This window comes from Pantoea sp. PNT03, assembly GCF_014852515.1.
Classification (GTDB): Bacteria; Pseudomonadota; Gammaproteobacteria; order Enterobacterales; family Enterobacteriaceae; genus Pantoea; species Pantoea leporis.
This window is the reverse complement of record NZ_JACVBT010000002.1, coordinates 196,241-214,798: the sequence shown is the minus strand read 5'-3', so window position 1 is coordinate 214,798 and position 18,558 is coordinate 196,241. Positions and strand designations below refer to the sequence as shown.

Sequence of the window (18,558 nt, the reverse complement as noted above, 5' to 3'; positions counted from 1 at the left end):
CATGACGATGAAAACACTCACTGCCGCCATCGCGCTGGCAGCAGGTTGCTGCGCCGCTTCGCAGGCCGCCACGCCGCCCGACTCGCTGGTGATGGCATGGAACATTGACGCCATCAGCACCTGGGATCCGGCGCAAATTGGTGAAGTGGTCACTAGCGAGATCTACTCCAATACCTGTGACACGCTGGTGGATTTTCGCGTCAGTGATGAAACCCAGCTCGACCCCGGCATGGCGAAAAGCTGGGACGTTTCAGCCGATCGTAAAACCATCACCTTTCATCTGCAGGACAACCTGAAGTTTGCCGACGGCTCACCGGCGACGGCAGGCGATTTAGCCTGGTCGATGCAGCGCGTGGTGAAACTCGGATACGGCAACGCTGCCGCCATCAAGGAGTATGGCTTCAGCAAAGAGAATGTTGATAACCGCATCACCGCGCCGGATGATAAAACGCTGGTGATGAGTTTCGACAAAGCCTATCCCACCAATCTGGTACTGCAGGCAATCGCCGCCAATAACGTCTCATCGCTGCTGGATCGCAAACTGCTTGAGAAGCAAGCGGTGGACAGCGATCTCGGCCACAAATATCTCTCCACCCACACGGCGTGCGTCGGTCCGTATCAATTGGTGCGCTGGAACGCCGGTGAAGGCGTGGTGCTACAAGCCTCACCCAACTACTGGGGCAAAGCGCCGCTGCTGAAGCGCATTCTGATCCGTCACGTCGCCGAAACCGGCACACAGCGTTTGCTGGTGACGCAAGGTGATGTGGATATCGCACGCGATCTGTCGGCAGATGATCTGAAAACGCTGGATGAAGGCGGCAAGGTCAAAGTAGAGAAGGTGCTGAAGCCGCAGCTGTTCTTCTGGACCTACAACAACGAAGACCCGATTTTCAAAAATGAAAAAGTGCGTCTGGCGATGCGTTATCTGATCGATTACGACGGCCTCGGCAAAAGCGTGATGCCTTATCTCGGCGTGCCGCGCGCCAGCTTTGTACAGCAAGGTGCCTTTGGCGCGCTGGATGCCAAACAAGGACAGCCCTTCCATCTCGATTTAGACAAAGCCAAACAGCTGCTGACCGAAGCGGGCTATCCCAACGGCTTTAGCGCCTCGGTGCTGTTTGGCACGCTGCCACACTCAGCGCCGATCGCGCAAAGCATCCAGCAAAACGCCGCTAAAATTGGCGTGAAACTCAATCTTGAACGCATGGCGAATGCGCAGCTGTTTAGCCGCGTGCGCGGCCGCGAGTTCCAGAGCGCGATGATGGCGTGGCAAACCTCGGTGCCGGATGCCTACGGCAACGCTTCGCGTCTGGTTTATAACCCGGATAACAGCAAAGAGGCGCGCGCCACGCAGTATCCGAGCTGGCGAGCCGCCTATTTCGACCCGCAGATGAACCAAAAAGTGGAGACCGCGCTGCTGGAGCCGGATGACAGCAAACGCAGCGCGCTGTACGCCGATTTGCAGCAAGAGCAGATGCAGAAAGGCCCTATGGCGATCATGTTCCAGATGTACAACAGCGCGGGCATTAACGCCGTGGTGAAGAACTGGACATGGAACGGTTTCCGCGTTTGGTACGGTGACGCAAGTAAATAATGGAGGTGGCTGATGTCTCAGGTGATCTCACCGCTAGCACAGAACACACCTTCCGCTGGCTGGCGTCTGTTGCGACGCCTTTCTAAGGGCGTTATTTCGATCGGTTGCACGCTGTTGGGGCTGGCCGCACTCACCTTCTTTATTGGCCGTTTGCTGCCGATCGATCCGGTGGTGGCGATCATCGGGGATAACGCCAGCCAGGAAGCGTACGACAAGATGTTCCAGCAGCTAGGGCTCGATCAGCCGCTGTGGCAGCAGTTTGTCGCTTACGTCTGGCAACTGCTGCATGTTGATTTTGGTATCGCGCTCACCACCAGCCATCCGGTGGCACAGGACATCACCCGTGTGTTTCCCGCCACGCTGGAGCTGGCAACGGTGGCGGCGATTATCGGCGTGGGATTGGGCGTACCGGCGGGCGTGCTCTCCGCTATGTATCGCAACACCTGGTTCGATCATCTGATGCGCTTTGTCGGTTTGCTCAGCTACTCCACGCCGCACTTCTGGCTGGGACTAATGGGGTTGCTACTATTTTACGCCACGCTGGGCTGGATTGGCGGTCCAGGACGCATTGATTTCATCTACGAGTTCGATCTGCAACCGGTGACCGGCTTTTGGTTGATTGATAGCGCGCTGAGCGGCAAATGGGAGGTGTTCCGCAACGTGTTGGGTCACATCATTCTGCCCGCCTCGATTTTGGGTCTCAGCGCACTCGCCTATATCAGCCGCATGGTGCGCAGCTTCATGCTGGAGCAGCTTTCGCAGGAGTACATCATCACCGCGCGGGTGAAAGGTTTGTCGTGGGCGCGCTGCGTTTGGGTGCATGCGCTGCGCAACATCGCGGTGCCGACCTTGACCGTGGTTGCGCTGTCGTGGGCCTGGCTGCTGGAAGGCGCGGTGCTAACTGAAACGGTGTTCGCCTGGCCCGGTTTTGGCCGCTACCTCACCAATGCGCTGCTGGCCGGCGACATGAATGCGGTGGTTGGCTGCACCTTGCTGATTGGTGCCATCTTCGTTGCCCTCAACCTGCTGTGCGATCTGCTCTATCGCCTGTTTGATCCCCGCACGCGTCAGGAGGAACCATGACCGATTCCGTGAACAAATCCCCGACGCTGCCCGCCTCGCGGAGCTTACGCGCCTGGCTGCGCGATCCGGCACCGCAATCGCCGTTGCAGGCGCAAGTGCAGCTGATGTGGATTCAATGGCGCCGCTTTTGCGCCAATCACTCCGCGCTGTTTGGTCTGCTGGTGTTGCTGGTGATTATCGCTGCCGCGCTGCTGGCACCGTGGATCGTCAGCCACGATATCTACGCACAAAATCTGGCGCTGCGCCTGCAACCCGCCAACGCTGAGCATTGGCTCGGCACGGATGAGCTGGGCCGCGATATCTACAGCCGCCTGCTGTATGGCGCACGCATCACGCTGTATATCGCCGGGCTGACCGCCTTGATTATTACGCCGCTCGGGCTGCTGGTCGGCACCACCGCCGGTTATCTCGGCGGTTGGGTCGATACCGTTCTGATGCGGCTGGTGGATATTTTTCTCGCCTTTCCCAGCCTGATTCTAGCGCTGGCGTTCGTCGCCGCGCTTGGTCCCGGCATCGAGAATGCCATCATCGCGATTTCACTCTCATCGTGGCCGCCGATTGCGCGTCTGGCGCGCGCCGAAACGCTGGCCATCCGCAAAATGGATTACATCGCTGCCGTGCGCTTACAAGGCGCATCGTCGTGGCACATCATCGTGCGCCACATTGTGCCGATGTGTCTGCCTTCCGTGGTGGTGCGCGTCACGCTCAATATGGCGGCGATTATCCTCACTGCCGCCGGACTCGGCTTTCTTGGCCTCGGCGCACAAGCGCCGAGCCCGGAATGGGGCGCGATGCTGGCTTCCGGGCGTGAATTCATGCTTAACAACGGCTGGGTTGCCGCCATTCCCGGTTTAGCCATCCTGTTCACCAGCCTCGCCTTCAACCTGTTGGGTGATGGCCTGCGCGACGTAATGGATATCCGCCATGACTAATTCCCTGCTTCAGGTCAAGAACCTGAATATCGTATTCCGCAGCGCGCATGGCGAGCAGCATGCGGTGCGCGACGTCAGTTTTCAGGTCGGTCGTGAAAAAGTGGCGATCGTCGGCGAATCAGGCTCGGGCAAGTCACAAACCTGCCGCGCGTTGCTGAAGCTGACGCCGAAAATCGGCCACGTCAGCGCCGATCAGATGCAGTTTGGCGATATCGACCTGCTCAGCTGCAGTGAAAAACAGATGCGCGCTATTCGCGGCAATCGCATCTCAATGATCCTGCAGGATCCCCGTTTCTCACTGAACCCGCTGATGCGCATCGGCGATCAGGTGGCGGAAGCCTGGCGGCTGCATCGTCGTGTTAGCAAAGGCGAAGCACGACTGCGGGCGCTGGCGATGCTGGAATCGGTGCATATTCGCGATGTCGAAAGCGTCGCGCAGCGCTATCCGCATGAAATCTCCGGCGGCATGGGACAGCGCGTGATGATTGCTATGATGCTAATCCCGGAGCCGGATTTGATCATTGCCGATGAACCGACGTCGGCGCTGGATGTGACGGTGCGCCAGCAGGTGTTGAGCATTCTCAACGAGCAACTGGCGCGCCGCCAAACCGGGCTGCTGTTTATCAGCCACGACCTCAATCTTGTGTCGCGCTTCTGTGACCGCGTGTTGGTGATGTACGCCGGGCGCATCGTCGAAGAGATCCGCGCCGACCGCCTTGAACAGGCGCAACATCCCTATACGCAAGCGCTATTAGCCAGCCAGCCGCGTCTGCATCAGCCGGTTGAGATGCTGCGCGTGCCGCTGCGTGAAGCCAACTGGCTTCACGGTCCCTGCTACCGCGATGGAGTGGCGCTATGAATATGATCCCAACGTCAGAACGCAGCATCGAACTGGTCGATCTCACCATCGCTTTCGGCAGCGGAACGCGTCGTCGTCAGGTGGTGGATAGCGTGAGTTTTACGCTGGCATACGGCGAAAGTTACGGCCTGATTGGTGAATCCGGCTGCGGCAAATCGACAATTTTGCGCGCTCTGGCTGGCCTTAATCACGATTATCACGGCCATATTCTGTTCAATAACCGCGAACAGCAGCCACAGCGCGATAAAGCTTTTTATCGCCAGGTGCAGATGGTGTTTCAGGATCCGTATGCCTCACTGCATCCGCGCAAAATGGTATGGGCCAGCCTGCGTGAACCGCTCAAACTGCACGGATTGGATCGCCATGAGGCGCGCATCAGCGAGGTATTGCACGCGGTGGGACTTTCCGATGCCTTCCGTTATCGCTATCCGCATCAGCTCTCTGGCGGACAGCGACAACGCGTGGCGATTGCGCGCGCGTTGATTCTTGAACCCTCGGTGCTGCTGCTGGATGAACCGACGTCGGCGCTGGATGTGTCGGTGCAAGCGGAGATTCTCAACTTACTCAGCAACATGCGCCGCCAGCGAGGGCTGACCTATCTGATGGTGACGCACGATTTAGCCGTAGTTACGCATCTGTGCAGCCGTATTGGCATCATGCATCACGGCAAACTGCTGGAAGAGCTGAGCGCCGACAACGTGCGGCAAGGGCTGACGCAGGAAAACTACACGCGTGAGTTTCTCGCGGCCAGCGAGGCCTGACTATGAGGATTCGTTCATGACACTTATTGAAAAGCTGGCGCAGTGGTGCTTCACGCCGCCCGCCTTCTCGCCCCATGCACGCCAGCTAGCCTGCGATGCCATTGCCGATACGCTCGGCTGCATGGTCGCGGGGCGCAATGATTTCTCAACCCGCGCGGTGCTGCAAACCTGGCCCGAACACCCACGCACCCGCTCACTGGATGCGCTGTTTAACGCCACCGCCGCGCACGCCATCGATTATGACGACAACTTTGCGCCTGGCATGAGTCACGCCTCGGCGGTGCTGGTGCCCGCACTGCTAGCGGTGGCGCAACAATGCGATGGTGCGCAGCTTATCCGCGCTTACCTGATTGGCCTGCAGGCACAGGCCTTTGTGGGTGAGTCGATTGGCTATCAGCACTACACCGCCGGCTGGCACGGCACATCCACCGTCGGCTGCATCGGCAGCGCGGCGGGCGTTGCGGCGCTGCTGGGCATGGATGCGGCGGGCATTGCGCGCGCACTCAGCATCGCGGTGAGTCTCGCCAGCGGTGTGAAAGGACAGTTCGGCACGCCGCTCAAACCCTTTCATGCCGGAATAGCCGCACGTAGCGCCGTCGATGCCGCGCTGCTGGCGCAAACTGGCATGCAAGGCCGCGCTGATATCATTGAATGCGCGCAGGGTTTTGCTGAGTTGTACGCGGGAAAACTCAGTGTTTCCGCGTTGCCTGGTGAAAATGAACACGTTATCGAGCGCATCGGCGTGATGCCGAAAAAGCATCCGTGCTGCGGTTCAACGCATCGCATTCTCGACGCCATTGCCGATTTGCAGCAGCGCCAGACGCTATCACTGGACGATATCGAAAGCGTGCATTGTCAGGTGGGCATCGCCAACTGGCGCAACCTCGCCTATGCACAGCCGCAGGATGAAATGCAGGCGCGCTTCTCGATGCAATATTGTGTGGCGATGATGCTGGAAAAAGGGGCGCTGAGCGTCACGGACTTTACCGCGCAAAGCGTGCGGGCGCAGACGGATAACGCGCTGATGGCAAATATCAGCATGTCGCCGTGGACAGCAGAACAGGAAGCGGAAAGCCGCGATTTACCCCACATTCTCACATTGCGCTTTAAAGATGGCCGCGAAATGGTGCATTCACGTCGCCATGCGCGCGGCGCGCACGATGAACCTTTTAGCGCAGCGGAGCGCGAGGCGAAATTTCATGACTGCTGTACGGATTTGCCCAACGCTGGGAATATCTATCAGCAACTGATGCAGCTCGAACAACAGCATGATTTGGGGTTTATGCGTGAGTTGATGGTATGAGTTTTTGATATTGGTCGCCATGAATGGCGCCGCTACAACGAGTGCGCATTCATGCGCACCAGGTAAACATAGTCAATTTCGGCATTTGCCTGCGGCCGTCCTTTTCCATAGCTTGAAATCATCAACAGGAGAGGAACCTATGACAGCATCAGCATTACCGGTCGCGATTGTCACCGGCGGCAACAGCGGCATTGGCCTGGAAACCGTGATGTTATTGGCGGCCGATCATCAGGTTTACGCGATTGGGCGCAATCAGCAAACGTTGCAGGCTTTAGAACAGGTCACCAATGTGATTCCGCTTGCACTGGATATCACAGATTTTGCCGCCGTGGCCGCGTTCACCGCCACATTAAATCGGGTTGATGTGCTGGTGCATTCGGCGGCGATCTCGATTCTCAGCACTACCTTCTCCGCCACGCCAGAACTGTGGCAACAGCACCTGAACATTAATGTCATTGCGCCTGCAGAACTCACGCGCTTAACCTTGCCCGCCCTGCGCGCCTCACAGGGCAAAGTGGTGTTTATCAACTCCGGCTCCGGGACGCTGGCGTTAGCGGGACACGTCATTTACTCCGCCTCCAAATTTGCCCTTACCGCGCTGGCGCATGCGCTGCGTAGCGAAGAGAGCGAACATGGCGTGCGGGTCGCGACAGTCGCGCCCGGCCCAACCGATACGCCGATGAATCAAGCCTCGCGTGCCCGCGCGGGTAACCATGCGCCGATCAATCCGCAGGAGTATCTCGATGCGAGTTCGGTGGCGCGCGCCGTGCGGTTTATTGTGGATAGTCCGGAAGATACGCAGATTGCAGATATTGTTATTCGTCCACGCCGCGATAAAGCCAGGCGCTGATTCAGCAGTGAAAAATCCATAACGCGAGGCTGCCATCCGGCGGCCTTTTTCTTTTTTACGTTTTTTTAGCAATATTCTCACTGCTCATTCGTCTACCTCATCACCAGCAGTTATCCGTTAATGTCATGAGGACAAAACAATGAGAGATTTTGATATGCACAGACACGGTCATCGGGAGCATTTTGGCGGTCATCGCCTGGCGAAACCGCTGCTGATGGGCGCGGTGATTATCGCCGCGCTGGGCTTGTTGGTGATGTCGCTGTGGAATGCGTTGCTGCCGGGCATCATCGGTGTGAAAAGCATCGGTTTCTGGCAGGCGCTGGGCTTGCTGGCGTTGTGCCGCATCTTGTTTGGCGGTTTGGGATTCCGTCCGGGCATGTTCGGCATGGCGCGTCGCCGCATGCACGAACGCTGGATGCAGATGACGCCGGAACAACGCGAAGAGTTTATGCAGCATCGCCGCAATCGCTTTGGTCATCGTGGTCATCACGATCGTTGCGACTGGCATGGTCGTCGTGATGAGCGAGGTGAAACGCGTCCGCAGCCAGAGAATAATCCGCCCAGATCCAGCGACGCCGGGTAAGCGTGATGGCGCAGGATTCACTGCTGATGTCGGCAATCACCGCCTGCCGCACTAAGCTGAATGCGTTCATTCGCGGGCGAACCGCGATACGTGAAGATGCCGACGATATCTTGCAGGAAGTCACTTATAAGCTGATGCAGGTGGAACAGCCGGTGGAGAATGCCGCTGCCTGGCTGTTCCGGGCGGCACGCAATGAAATGACCGACCGGGCGCGGAAAAAACGTGAGCTGCCGCTCGCTGATTATTTTGGTGATCGCGAAGAGCAGGATTTCCCGGAAGATGAGTTGGCAGAGACTTTATTTGGCGTGCCGCAGACGCCGGAAGATGAGTATCTGAAAACGCTGCTGTGGGAAGAACTGGAAGAAGCCTTAGCCGAATTACCTGACGCGCAGCGCGAGGTATTCGAGAAAACCGAACTGCTCGGCTACAGCTTTAATCAGCTGGCGCAAGAGAGCGGCAGCAGCGTGCAGACGTTATTATCGCGCAAGCACAAAGCGGTGCTATTTCTACGCACGCGCCTGCGTAACCTGTATGACGAAATAACCGGATAACCCGATTGCCTGGCAATCGGGCATCATTTACCACCACTTTTTCTCTTGCTGCGGCTGCAAAAATTGCACGCCCTGCCCGAGTTGTGGCATCGACACATTAATCTGCTGTTCCTGCGCCAGCGTCACGATTTGATTAAGCGGATCATTCCATGCATGAAACGCTAAATCGAAAGCGGCATTGTGAATTGGGAACAGCCATTTCGCGTTGAGGTCGATAAAGGCTTTGATGGTGTCTTGTGGCAGCATATGAATATCGGCCCAGCGACGGTCATACGCACCGTTTTCCAGGAAGGCCATATCGAACGGGCCGAATTTATTACCGATCTGTTTGAAACCATCGAAATAACCGGAATCCCCGCCATAGAACAGGCGGAAATCATCGCTGATAATGCTCCATGAGCACCACAGCCGCTTATTACTGTCGAACATGCCACGGCCAGAAAAATGCTGCGATGGCGTGGCGACAAAATGAATACCGCCGATATTCTTTGATTCCCACCAATCCAGCTGGGTGATTTTTTCCGGCGCAACGCCCCAGGATATCAGTAAATCACCGACACCCAGCGGCGTCAGGAAATAGCGCACGCGATCTTTGAGCTGCAAAATGGTGTGATAATCCAGATGGTCATAATGATCATGCGAAAGAATAACCCCTTCGATGGGCGGCAAATCTTCAAGCGCAATTGGCGCAGGCTGGAAGCGTTTCGGGCCAAACCACTTAAAGGGTGAGGCGCGCTGCGTACATACCGGATCGGTCAGCCAGTATTTGCCCTGCATTTTAAATAGCAATGATGAGTGGCCAAGGCGAAATACGCTGTTATCCGCCGCAGCCGCAAGTTGCTGCGCGTCGAGTTTGATGAGCGGCAGCGCAGATTCAGGTGCGGTATTTTTCGGTTTGTTAAAGGCAAAATCCCAGAATAGTTTGGCGAACTCAGTTAATCCTAACTGCTGGCGTGGGATCTTATTGTTAAACCTTTTGCCATCAAACTGAGCGGATTGCGGATAGCGTTTTATATTGCAGCGACAAATGCTCGAACTATTCAACATTGATCTTTTACCTCTCATCGCGGGTCCTTCAGAATAGTCACTTTTACGGCAATGCACATCGCATATTGGGCGGTTGATGACTTCGCTAACGCCGAGAGTTAAAGTAACCCTTTTGCTTGATTTTATGAGGGAAAATGAAACGTTTATTTGTTTACGGTACGCTCCAGCCCGGCCATTCAAATGCGCATATTCTGGAAAACATCGGTGGCGAATGGCTGGCGGGAACGGTTTCTGGCACCTTTTATGAACGCGGCTGGGGCGCAGCAGCAGATTTCCCCGGCATTGTGTTGCAGGAAAACGGCCCACGCGTGCCGGGTTATCTGTTTATCTCAGAGAAACTTGAACCGCATTGGCCGATGCTCGATGAGTTTGAAGATGGCTACGATCGCGTGGAAGTTGATGTCACCACCAGCAATGGCGAGCTGATCACGGCGTGGATTTATCAGTTGCAGCCGCAACTTTAACTTCACAATGCCAGTATTTACGCCCGATTTCCTCTTCCACCCCCAATGCGGTGCAACGTCCTCAATACAACCTGTAATGATCTGCGCACGTCCTGATTTCGGCTTCTAGAATGAATCTCAAATAGACGAGAGGAATTCATGATGATCAAAGTTTGTACCGCATGCGGCACATCTTACGATGAGCAACAGAGTCAAATCGAACACTGCAAAATATGTGAAGATGAACGACAGTTTGTGCCGGCCAGCGGGCAAAAATGGACTTCACTGCATAGCCTGCAAGCCACACACTGCAATAAATGGCAGCAGCACGCTGCCAACGTGTTCAGTCTGCAAACCGTGCCCTGCTTTGCTATTAATCAACGCGCGTTTCTGCTGCAAACGCCGCACGGCAATGTTCTGTGGGATTGCATCGCCAATTTCGATATTGCCACCAAAACGATTGTTACCGCGCTCGGCGGTATTCACGCCATCGCTATTTCGCATCCGCACTATTACAGCACCATGCAGGATTGGGCAGCGGCATTCGACGCGCCGATCTATCTGCATGCTAACGATAGTCAATGGATTATGCGCGACAGCCCGCATATTCATCTTTGGCAAAATGACGAGCTGGAAATTGTGCCGGAAGTGAAACTGGTTCGTCTTGGCGGACATTTTGCCGGCGGATGCGTATTGCATTGGACGCACGATGACGGCGTGCTGTTGAGTGGCGATATAGTGCAAGTTACGCCCGGCGCGGATGCGGTGTCATTTATGTGGAGCTATCCAAATATGCTGCCGTTACCGGCGGCGACGGTAAGCGATATTATGCGTCGGCTGGCGGCGCTAAAATTTTCGCGCTTATACGGCGCATTCGAGCATCGCCAAATTCTCACTGACGCGCAGCGGATCGTGATGCAGTCGGGCGAGAAATATATTGCCTGCTTGCAGAAGTCTCTCTCCTGAACGAATTGTAAGCAAACGCGCTGTGGATGGATGTACAGACGTCTAAACATCCATTATAGTCCCTTCCCTACGTTAAAAGGGAATCCGCGCAATGAAGAAAATTTTACTCACGACGCTGCTGGCTGCATCCGTGGCGCTGCTTAGTGGCTGCAACAAAGACGATGAAAATCAAATCAAAGTGGCCATTAATACCGGACCAGACCAGGCGCTGTGGGATACCGTGAAGCAAGTGGCGCACGACAAATATCAGCTGGATGTCGATGTGGTGGCCTTCAATGATTACGTGCAGCCGAATGAAGCGCTGTTCAACAAAGATGTCGATGCCAACGCCTTCCAGAGCCTGCCTTATCTGGAGATGCAATCCAAAGAGCGCGGCTACCACTTCGCCGTGGTCACCAACACCTTCGTGTTCCCGATTGCAGGTTACTCGCGCAAGATAAAATCGCTGAAAGCGTTGCCTGACGGCGCCACCGTGACCCTCTCCAACGAAGCCACCACGCTCGGCCGCAGCCTGCTGCTGTTGCAGGCGCAGGGCTTGATCAAAGTGAAACCGGAAGCGGGCTTGCTGCCAACCACGCTGGATATCACCGACAATCCGAAGAAGCTGAAAATTGTTGAGGTGGATACACCGCAGCTGGCGCGTACGCTGGACGATCCGCAGGTTTATCTTTCGATTATCAACAACAACTTCGCCGCGCTGGTTAATCTCTCTGCCTCGCGTGACGGCATGTTTATGGAAGGCAAAGCCTCACCTTATGTGAATGCGATTGTGGCGCGTGAAGATAATAAAGACAGCGCCAACGTGCAGAAGCTAAAACAAGCCTTCCAGTCACAGGAAGTGTTGGATAAAGCCAACGAGATCTACAAAGGCGATATTATTAAAGGCTGGTAATTCGGCGAAAACTGCGCAGATATTCACTGCGCAGTTTCAGCTTATTTAAAATCGACCTCCATCAACTCCGCAATAGTTGCATTACGCGTTGAAGCGACACAATGATGCAAATAGTCAGTAAACTTTGACGATGGCGGCATACCCAGCTCCAGCAATTTTTCATTGCTGAACACCACATTCAGTTTTGAAAAATGTCCATACAGATTCATGGCGCGTAATAAGATGCGTTCATTACAGGGACCAAACAGCGAAGAGAATGAACTCCTGCTCGCTGCCAGTTCACGGTAATTCACTTTCTGATACGTTTCGGCCACCGCAACGTGTCCCGAGGCTTGTGCCATCGCCTGATCAATCTCAGCAAACGTGACGCTGCTATTTTCACCCGCTGAAATATGAATAATCGTCTTCTCCACGTTGGGAGCCGTCAATAACAACTCCAGCGCATCGGCACAGTAATCGACCGGCACCACATCAATACGGTCATTCAGCTCACACATAAATTTGCCTAACGTGAGCACCATGCGAAATACCCAAAAAATGCTTGGCGACGGCGCACAGCCACAGTCCGAATGCCCCACCACAATGGATGGTCGCGCGATGACTAAGGGCAGATTAGGTAACATTTCGCTCATCATTCTTTCAACCGTCGCTTTACTCCACGTATATTCCACAACGTGTTGTTCGCGCAGCGTATTCAACTCACTTTCTACCACCAGCGAATTGGCTTCGGGCGCACACGACATAGCGGTACCGACATGCACAAAGCGCTTGAGCCCTTTCACCCGCGCCATACGACTGGCAAATGCGAAGGTGCCTTCTACATTGACTTTCCAGATCAGAGGATTCGCGCCAAACGAGGCGACAGCGGCGCAGTTAAGCACATGCGTAACCTTGGTCAAGCGCGCATCGTCAATAAACCGTTCCGGCGCAGCAAGATCGCCTATTAAGATGTTCTCGTGGGTGAGCCTGTTTAATTGACCGGCTTCAACGCCAAATTTAATCAGGTTTTCCTTGATTCGCTCTAATCCTGCAGCTTGACTATTAGCCCGCACTAATAAAAGTAGTCGGTAATGATCACTTTTCTTGAGCAGATTAACCGCGACCGCACCGCCCAAAAATCCAGTTGCACCCGTTATGAGTACTGTATTCATATTTTTTAACCCACCGGTTCGTTACAGGAAAAACTGTGCATTTAGCTGGCTCGAATCTATGCTCGCGTGGGTAAATGATGAATAAATGCCCTGTGCTTTCCTGCGGGTAAAACCGCTCCAGTGAGCATTGGTTTATATATGTTTAAATGTGATATTTGGGCCTCAGTGCGCAGTCAAATATTCCACTACGCTCAGCGTGAAAAATGAGCGCGATATAAAAATGGTGTAAAAATATCGGCGTTACGCGTAAAAATGCTGTACGTAAATTCGCCTGCCACTGTTCGCTTCGGTCGCAAACAGGTATGTTCGCCCTCATTAGCCTCAACCCTGATAAACCACAGGAAATCTATGAGTCAAAGTGAAAAACAGTCTTTGCCTGCTGGCATGCTGGCGGCCGCAGGGATCGTGTTTGGGGATATCGGCACCAGCCCGCTTTATACCCTTAAAGAGTGCCTCTCCATTTTGCCTAATGGCGCCGTCTCCACCACCGCAGTGATGGGATTTTTGTCGCTGATTTTCTGGGCGCTGACGCTGATCGTGACGCTGAAATACGTCTGCTTTGTGATGCGCGCCGATCATGATGGCGAAGGCGGCGTATTAACGCTGATGTCGCTGGCACGCCAGCATGTTGGGCCGAAAGCCTCGCACATCATTGTGTTAGCAGGCTTGATTGGCGGCGCGTTCTTCTACGGCGATGGCGTGATCACGCCGGCGATTTCGGTGCTGTCGGCGATCGAAGGTATCGAAGTGGTGTCACCTGAGCTGGATAAATATGTGGTGCCGCTGGCAGTGGCGATTCTCACGCTGCTGTTTATGATTCAAAAACACGGCACCGAGAAGGTCAGTAAGGTTTTCGGCCCGGTGATGTTTGTCTGGTTTGTGTCGATTGCCCTGTTAGGCATTCGCGGCATCCTGCTTAATCCTGAAGTACTTTACGCGCTGAATCCCTCCTATGCGCTGACGTTCCTGCTTAGCCACAAAGCGCTGTCGTTTGCCGCGCTGGGCATGGTGGTGCTGGCGGTGACCGGCGCGGAGGCGCTGTACGCCGATATGGGGCATCTGGGCAAAGCGCCGATTCGCATGGCCTGGCTGGTGATCGCCATGCCCGCGCTGGTGCTCAACTACTTTGGGCAGGGCGCGCTGGTCATTGCCGATGCGCAGGCTCTCAATAATCCGTTCTTTAATCTCGCGCCGGGTTGGGGACAGATCCCGCTGATTGTGCTGTCAACGCTGGCCACGGTGATCGCCGCGCAGTCGGTGATTACCGGCGTGTATACGCTGACGCATCAGGCGATCCGTCAGGGATTTCTGCCGCCGATGCGCATCATCTTCACCTCGCACACGGAGTCCGGTCAGATCTATATTCCGGTGGTGAACTGGCTGCTGTTTGTCGCGGTGACGGTGATTGTGCTGGCGTTCCGACAATCTTCGGCGCTCTCTTCGGCGTACGGCATAGTGGTGACCGGCACCATGGTGATCACCGCTTGTCTGGCGGGCGTGGTAGCGCTGCGTAACTGGAAGTGGCCGCTGCCGGTGGCGCTGGTTTTCCTGCTGTGCATGTTAAGCATTGATGTGCCGCTGTTCAGCGCTAACCTGATGAAACTGCTTTCTGGAGGTTGGGTGCCGGTGCTGCTGGCGCTGAGCATGATGGGATTGATGCTCATTTGGAGCAGCGAGCGTAATCGCCTGATCCGCAAGTTGAATAACGATCCTGAGAGCCTGCAGGCGCTGGTGCGATCGCTGGAAACCCATCCGCCCAGTCGTGTGCCGGGCACCGCAATCTTCCTCTCACGTAAAGAGCATGAGATTCCGCAGGCGCTGCTACATAACCTTAAACACAACCGCGTGCTGCATAAACGTGTGGTGCTGCTGCATATTCGCACCACCGATATCCCGCGCGTCTATAACCAGAAGCGTCTGAGCATCACTCAATTGTCGCCAACGTTCTGGCAAGTGACCGCCGCTTACGGCTGGCGCGAGACGCCATCGATGGCCGAGATCCTGCATTTGTGCGGACTGGAAGGATTAGGTTGTACCGTCAATGAAGCCTCGTTCTTCACCTCGCACGACACGCTAGTGATGAAGAAGAGAAAAGGTTTGATGCGCATTAAAGGCGGTATTTTCCACTTCTGCCAGCGCAATGCGCAGCGCGCACATGAGCAATTTAATATCCCACCGAATCGGGTCATTGAATTGGGCGGGCAGCGCGAATTTTAATCTGCCGATGACATAAAGCGCAGGGATTGTAGCGGCGCAGTTCATTGCGCGATAAATCGCGCCGCTACGATCAGGCTTTATATTCAACTTCCTGTCGACTGTTAGGGTTAACACACCAAATGTAACCAGATGCAAAAATAGTCGCGCAAGGTTGAATGAGTTGTGGCTGAATCTTTCTTAACATCTAATTAGCAATTAAAGCTAAAACGCTTAACTTGAAAAGGTGTTTATTAACTTCACCGGCAATCATCACTCGCCGTAAACATTTAGGGTGTCAGCACATTACCAACAATTGAAAGATTCGTAGCTGCGGCCATTGGCTCAGTTATTATTTGCGAGGAGTATCGCCATGAAACAATTAATTAATGACGTAATATCTATTTTCACACCGCAATCCGTTAAACCGGTTTTAATTCGCGGGGATTTAACCCATCGCGAACTTTCATCGATTCATCCGGTAGGCTTTACTTCGGTGAGCTGGGCGACTTCAATGGAAGAGCTGAATGACGCCTTTGTGCAGAAAGCCGTTGCTGCCGGTGCGGTGGGTTATCACATCACCGAAGTGGAATCCCACGAACCGGCGCACGATGGTCAGCACGTCATGGCCGCCACCGCAACGTTGTATCATATCAATAGCAAAGTGGCTTATGGCTAATGCTAATACCCGTCATACTTCAAGTTGCAGGAGCGTTGGCCGCGCATGTTCACCCCAGTCACTTACTAATTTAAGCTCCTGGGATTCACATACTTGCCGCCTTCCTGCAACTCGAATTATTTAGGGTATTTATAATTTACCCTTCATCATCGGCAGGCTTTTTTCTGCAAAATAGTCGACAAGAAAATCAATAAACACTTTAATGCGTGGCGATTCAGACGCGCGCTGCGTGTAAACCGCCCAGATATTCGCTTCCTGATACCATTGAGGTAATACGTGCAGCAATTGGTTTTCGCTTAAATACGGCGCCACATCCCAGGCAGAACGCAACGCAATCCCGTGCGATTTTAATGCCCAATTCAGAATCACTTTTCCGCTATTAGATGAGTAATGGCTATTCAGGCGACAAACGATTTTATTTTCGCCGTCCGTTAACGTCCAATGCCCAAAGGTATTATTATTTTCATTAATAATAAGACAGCTGTGATCGATTAAATCATCCAGCGTCTCCAGCGGACGTGACCGGGCTAAATAATCTGCAGTAGCACAAAGAATGCGCCGATTGGCGGCTAATTTTCGTGCAATGTAGGTGTGATTCACATCATCACCCACCCGAATATCGACGTCAGTGCCTGACTGCAATAAATCAATATCGCGATCGCTGAGCATCAATTTGATGTTCAGTGACGGATGACGCGTCATAAATTCGGCAATCGCATCGGACAAATAATCCTGACCAAAGCCAAATGAACAGGCCACAGTCAAATCGCCGGTTAATTCGCCGCGCCACTGCTGAAAGTTATTCAGGAAGGAATCCATTTCGTGCACCACGTGCAACGCACCTTCCAGCGCCTTTTCACCTTCTGGCGTCAGGCGCATCACGCGGTTGGTGCGGAAAAACAGCCGGGTTTCCAGCTGCTTTTCGAGGATGGCAATCCGCTTGCTGATGTAGGATGGCGACTGGCCGAGCTCAATCGCAGCGCGGCCAAAACCTTCATAGCGCGCTACGCTGATAAAGACATACAGATCTTCGACCGACGGCCAACCTTGAAGCGGCTTCTGATAACTTTTTCCGGCAAGCAGTATTTTCATCACCATCACGGCGTTAGCGAAATTTAGCCGGTTATAACACAGAATCCAGAAAGGGCTGAAGCTGACTTAAAAACAGTTCAGGCACTTCCTCATGCGGTGAATGACCGCAAGGTAATGCGTTGCCCTGAATATTGCGCGCTTTATCCCGCCAGGTTTCCACCACGTTATATAACTGGCCAACCGTGCCCTTTTCTCCCCATAACAACAGGAGCGGCGCCTCAATGCGTTTATCGGTGTCCTGCGCATCATCGTCTAAATCAATCGTCGCCGCGGCGCGATAATCTTCGCACACCGCGTGAATCATCTCTTTATTTTGATAACAGCGCAGGTAATCGTTGAATATGACCTCCTCGGTGGCGCCCGGCGTTTTTAATTGCCCATCAATGTGTTTACGCAGGAATAACGCCGGATCGTGGCCGATCAGGGTTTCAGGTAATGGATAAGGTTGAATCAGGAAGAACCACCAGAAATAGCGCGTGGCAAACGCTTTGTTGGTTAAGGCGTACATGGTCGCGGTCGGCGCAATATCAACAAACACGCAGCAGGAGAGTTTTTCCGGATGATCGAGCGCCAGCCGATGGCCCACGCGCGCACCGCGATCGTGCCCGACAAACGCCACACGCTCTAAATCCAACGCCTCGATTAACAGGCTGATATCCTGCGCCATCACCCGTTTCGAGTAAGCGCGATGCGTCTCATCACTCGGCGGCTTGTCGCTGTCGCCGTAACCGCGCAGATCCGGCAGGATTACGCGATACTGCTGCGCCAGCTGCGGCGCAATTTTGCGCCACGCCAGATGATTTTGCGGATGTCCGTGCAGCATCAGCAGTGGCGGACCTTCGCCGCCCATCGCGACGCGCAGCGTCACGCCGTTCGCCAAACGCACATTACTCAGCGTAAAGCCGTCGATAAAGGGTGAATCACCGCGTGGCGTAATCTCACTCATGCTGGTGCATCCTGTTGGTTTTGAACGCGTTTTAGCCACGGACGCTGGGCAAAATGCCGCGCTTCAAACTGGGTGATGTCGGATTCGTACTGTAACGTCCAGTCCACCGCGCTTCCGCCGCCCAATAACATCTCGCGCTTTAAGGCACTGATCGAAAAGGCAATGCGTTGATTATTAAAGAGGATTGCCTGTTGTTCCAGCGACACGGTAATGCGATTACTAGCGGCATTGTTCGCAACCGCGCTCAGGCGCTGATAATCCTCTTCGCTTAACGTCAGCGTCAAAACGCCATTGCGCTGGCAGTTATCGTCGAAGATGCCGGCAAAGCTGGTGCCGATAATGGCGCGGATGCCGAGCTGATTAAGTCCCCAAACCGCATGTTCGCGGCTGGATCCACAGCCGAAATTGGCGCCCACCAGTAAGAAGGCGGCGTTTTCCCAACCGGCTTGATTCAGAATGAAAGCGGGATTTGGGCGGCCGTCGGGCAGGAAGCGCAGGTCGAAGAACACACCGCGATCCAAATCCTTACGATCGATGCCTTTGAGAAACTGCTTTGGCATGATCACATCGGTATCAATATTGGCCGCCGGTAATGGCGCCAGCGTGCCCGTCATGTTGTTAAATGCTTCCATC

19 protein-coding genes are annotated in these 18,558 nt (G+C 54.4%); 14 read left to right on the top strand and 5 right to left on the bottom strand.

Going from position 1 to position 18,558, the window contains the following annotated elements:
* Position 1 precedes the first annotated feature (1 nt).
* From IB226_RS09135 to IB226_RS09095, 9 genes are all read left to right on the top strand, one after another.
* Positions 2-1,594 (top strand): ABC transporter substrate-binding protein, encoded by a 1,593-nt coding sequence (locus IB226_RS09135; protein ID WP_192234815.1) that lies wholly within the window; start codon positions 2-4, stop codon positions 1,592-1,594.
* Between the two features lie 12 nt (positions 1,595-1,606).
* Positions 1,607-2,677, top strand: coding sequence for an ABC transporter permease (locus IB226_RS09130; protein ID WP_192234813.1), 1,071 nt, complete (start codon positions 1,607-1,609; stop codon positions 2,675-2,677).
* Positions 2,674-3,609: an ABC transporter permease gene (locus IB226_RS09125; protein ID WP_192234811.1), complete on the top strand. Its 936-nt coding sequence runs from the start codon at positions 2,674-2,676 to the stop codon at positions 3,607-3,609. Before IB226_RS09130 ends, IB226_RS09125 begins: the two co-directional genes overlap by 4 nt.
* Entirely contained in the window at positions 3,602-4,468 is an 867-nt protein-coding gene (locus tag IB226_RS09120) for an ABC transporter ATP-binding protein (RefSeq protein ID WP_192234809.1), read from the top strand. Before IB226_RS09125 ends, IB226_RS09120 begins: the two co-directional genes overlap by 8 nt.
* On the top strand, positions 4,465-5,229 hold the full coding sequence (locus tag IB226_RS09115; protein ID WP_192234807.1) for an ABC transporter ATP-binding protein: 765 nt from the start codon (positions 4,465-4,467) through the stop codon (positions 5,227-5,229). Before IB226_RS09120 ends, IB226_RS09115 begins: the two co-directional genes overlap by 4 nt.
* 16 nt (positions 5,230-5,245) lie before the next feature.
* Positions 5,246-6,532, top strand: coding sequence for an MmgE/PrpD family protein (locus IB226_RS09110; RefSeq protein ID WP_192234805.1), 1,287 nt, complete (start codon positions 5,246-5,248; stop codon positions 6,530-6,532).
* A 139-nt stretch (positions 6,533-6,671) separates the two neighbouring features.
* Positions 6,672-7,382: an SDR family oxidoreductase gene (locus IB226_RS09105; RefSeq protein ID WP_192234803.1), complete on the top strand. Its 711-nt coding sequence runs from the start codon at positions 6,672-6,674 to the stop codon at positions 7,380-7,382.
* 139 nt (positions 7,383-7,521) lie between these two features.
* Positions 7,522-7,965, top strand: coding sequence for a hypothetical protein (locus tag IB226_RS09100; protein ID WP_192234801.1), 444 nt, complete (start codon positions 7,522-7,524; stop codon positions 7,963-7,965).
* Between the two features lie 5 nt (positions 7,966-7,970).
* Entirely contained in the window at positions 7,971-8,516 is a 546-nt protein-coding gene (locus IB226_RS09095; protein WP_192234799.1) for an RNA polymerase sigma factor, read from the top strand.
* 27 nt (positions 8,517-8,543) lie between these two features.
* Here IB226_RS09095 and IB226_RS09090 read toward each other — a convergent pair whose 3' ends face one another.
* Positions 8,544-9,563 (bottom strand): MBL fold metallo-hydrolase, encoded by a 1,020-nt coding sequence (locus tag IB226_RS09090; protein ID WP_192234797.1) that lies wholly within the window; start codon positions 9,561-9,563, stop codon positions 8,544-8,546.
* Positions 9,564-9,697: 134 nt separating this feature from the next.
* Between IB226_RS09090 and IB226_RS09085 the strand changes: the two genes are divergently transcribed.
* From IB226_RS09085 to IB226_RS09075, 3 genes are all read left to right on the top strand, one after another.
* Positions 9,698-10,027, top strand: a complete 330-nt coding sequence (locus IB226_RS09085; RefSeq protein ID WP_101761533.1) for a gamma-glutamylcyclotransferase family protein — start codon at positions 9,698-9,700, stop codon at positions 10,025-10,027.
* A gap of 141 nt (positions 10,028-10,168) precedes the next feature.
* Positions 10,169-10,972, top strand: a complete 804-nt coding sequence (locus tag IB226_RS09080; RefSeq protein WP_192235581.1) for an MBL fold metallo-hydrolase — start codon at positions 10,169-10,171, stop codon at positions 10,970-10,972.
* A 91-nt stretch (positions 10,973-11,063) separates the two neighbouring features.
* Positions 11,064-11,864 (top strand): MetQ/NlpA family ABC transporter substrate-binding protein, encoded by an 801-nt coding sequence (locus IB226_RS09075; protein ID WP_101761535.1) that lies wholly within the window; start codon positions 11,064-11,066, stop codon positions 11,862-11,864.
* 41 nt (positions 11,865-11,905) lie between these two features.
* Here IB226_RS09075 and IB226_RS09070 read toward each other — a convergent pair whose 3' ends face one another.
* Positions 11,906-13,015, bottom strand: a complete 1,110-nt coding sequence (locus IB226_RS09070; protein ID WP_192234795.1) for an SDR family oxidoreductase — start codon at positions 13,013-13,015, stop codon at positions 11,906-11,908.
* A gap of 348 nt (positions 13,016-13,363) precedes the next feature.
* On the opposite strand from IB226_RS09070, the gene kup reads away from it, so the two are divergent.
* Both kup and IB226_RS09060 read left to right on the top strand, forming a co-directional pair.
* Entirely contained in the window at positions 13,364-15,232 is a 1,869-nt protein-coding gene (gene kup, locus IB226_RS09065) for a low affinity potassium transporter Kup (protein WP_137387352.1), read from the top strand.
* A gap of 349 nt (positions 15,233-15,581) precedes the next feature.
* Positions 15,582-15,887, top strand: coding sequence for a DUF1471 domain-containing protein (locus IB226_RS09060; protein ID WP_101761538.1), 306 nt, complete (start codon positions 15,582-15,584; stop codon positions 15,885-15,887).
* 129 nt (positions 15,888-16,016) lie between these two features.
* Here the strand turns inward: IB226_RS09060 and IB226_RS09055 are convergent, their stop codons facing one another.
* From IB226_RS09055 to leuD, 3 genes are read right to left on the bottom strand one after another with little or no spacing between them, the layout of a single operon-like run.
* Complete coding sequence (locus IB226_RS09055; RefSeq protein ID WP_192234793.1) at positions 16,017-16,979, bottom strand: LysR substrate-binding domain-containing protein; 963 nt, start codon at positions 16,977-16,979, stop codon at positions 16,017-16,019.
* 31 nt (positions 16,980-17,010) lie between these two features.
* Positions 17,011-17,925: an alpha/beta fold hydrolase gene (locus IB226_RS09050; RefSeq protein WP_192234791.1), complete on the bottom strand. Its 915-nt coding sequence runs from the start codon at positions 17,923-17,925 to the stop codon at positions 17,011-17,013.
* Positions 17,922-18,557: a 3-isopropylmalate dehydratase small subunit gene (gene leuD / locus IB226_RS09045; protein ID WP_192234789.1), complete on the bottom strand. Its 636-nt coding sequence runs from the start codon at positions 18,555-18,557 to the stop codon at positions 17,922-17,924. The genes IB226_RS09050 and leuD overlap by 4 nt, the downstream gene beginning before the upstream one ends.
* Between the last annotated feature and the right edge of the window lies 1 nt (position 18,558).

Coding starts and splice junctions, on each gene's coding strand:
- IB226_RS09090 (WP_192234797.1), bottom strand. CDS start 9,563: ATGTTGAATAGTTCGAGCATTTGTCGCTGCAATATAAAACGCTATCCG.
- IB226_RS09125 (WP_192234811.1), top strand. CDS start 2,674: ATGACCGATTCCGTGAACAAATCCCCGACGCTGCCCGCCTCGCGGAGC.
- IB226_RS09055 (WP_192234793.1), bottom strand. CDS start 16,979: ATGAAAATACTGCTTGCCGGAAAAAGTTATCAGAAGCCGCTTCAAGGT.
- IB226_RS09135 (WP_192234815.1), top strand. CDS start 2: ATGACGATGAAAACACTCACTGCCGCCATCGCGCTGGCAGCAGGTTGC.
- IB226_RS09115 (WP_192234807.1), top strand. CDS start 4,465: ATGAATATGATCCCAACGTCAGAACGCAGCATCGAACTGGTCGATCTC.
- kup (WP_137387352.1), top strand. CDS start 13,364: ATGAGTCAAAGTGAAAAACAGTCTTTGCCTGCTGGCATGCTGGCGGCC.
- IB226_RS09075 (WP_101761535.1), top strand. CDS start 11,064: ATGAAGAAAATTTTACTCACGACGCTGCTGGCTGCATCCGTGGCGCTG.
- IB226_RS09100 (WP_192234801.1), top strand. CDS start 7,522: ATGAGAGATTTTGATATGCACAGACACGGTCATCGGGAGCATTTTGGC.
- IB226_RS09085 (WP_101761533.1), top strand. CDS start 9,698: ATGAAACGTTTATTTGTTTACGGTACGCTCCAGCCCGGCCATTCAAAT.
- IB226_RS09110 (WP_192234805.1), top strand. CDS start 5,246: ATGACACTTATTGAAAAGCTGGCGCAGTGGTGCTTCACGCCGCCCGCC.
- IB226_RS09050 (WP_192234791.1), bottom strand. CDS start 17,925: ATGAGTGAGATTACGCCACGCGGTGATTCACCCTTTATCGACGGCTTT.
- IB226_RS09095 (WP_192234799.1), top strand. CDS start 7,971: ATGGCGCAGGATTCACTGCTGATGTCGGCAATCACCGCCTGCCGCACT.
- IB226_RS09105 (WP_192234803.1), top strand. CDS start 6,672: ATGACAGCATCAGCATTACCGGTCGCGATTGTCACCGGCGGCAACAGC.
- IB226_RS09120 (WP_192234809.1), top strand. CDS start 3,602: ATGACTAATTCCCTGCTTCAGGTCAAGAACCTGAATATCGTATTCCGC.
- IB226_RS09060 (WP_101761538.1), top strand. CDS start 15,582: ATGAAACAATTAATTAATGACGTAATATCTATTTTCACACCGCAATCC.
- IB226_RS09130 (WP_192234813.1), top strand. CDS start 1,607: ATGTCTCAGGTGATCTCACCGCTAGCACAGAACACACCTTCCGCTGGC.
- IB226_RS09070 (WP_192234795.1), bottom strand. CDS start 13,015: ATGAATACAGTACTCATAACGGGTGCAACTGGATTTTTGGGCGGTGCG.
- leuD (WP_192234789.1), bottom strand. CDS start 18,557: ATGGAAGCATTTAACAACATGACGGGCACGCTGGCGCCATTACCGGCG.
- IB226_RS09080 (WP_192235581.1), top strand. CDS start 10,169: ATGATCAAAGTTTGTACCGCATGCGGCACATCTTACGATGAGCAACAG.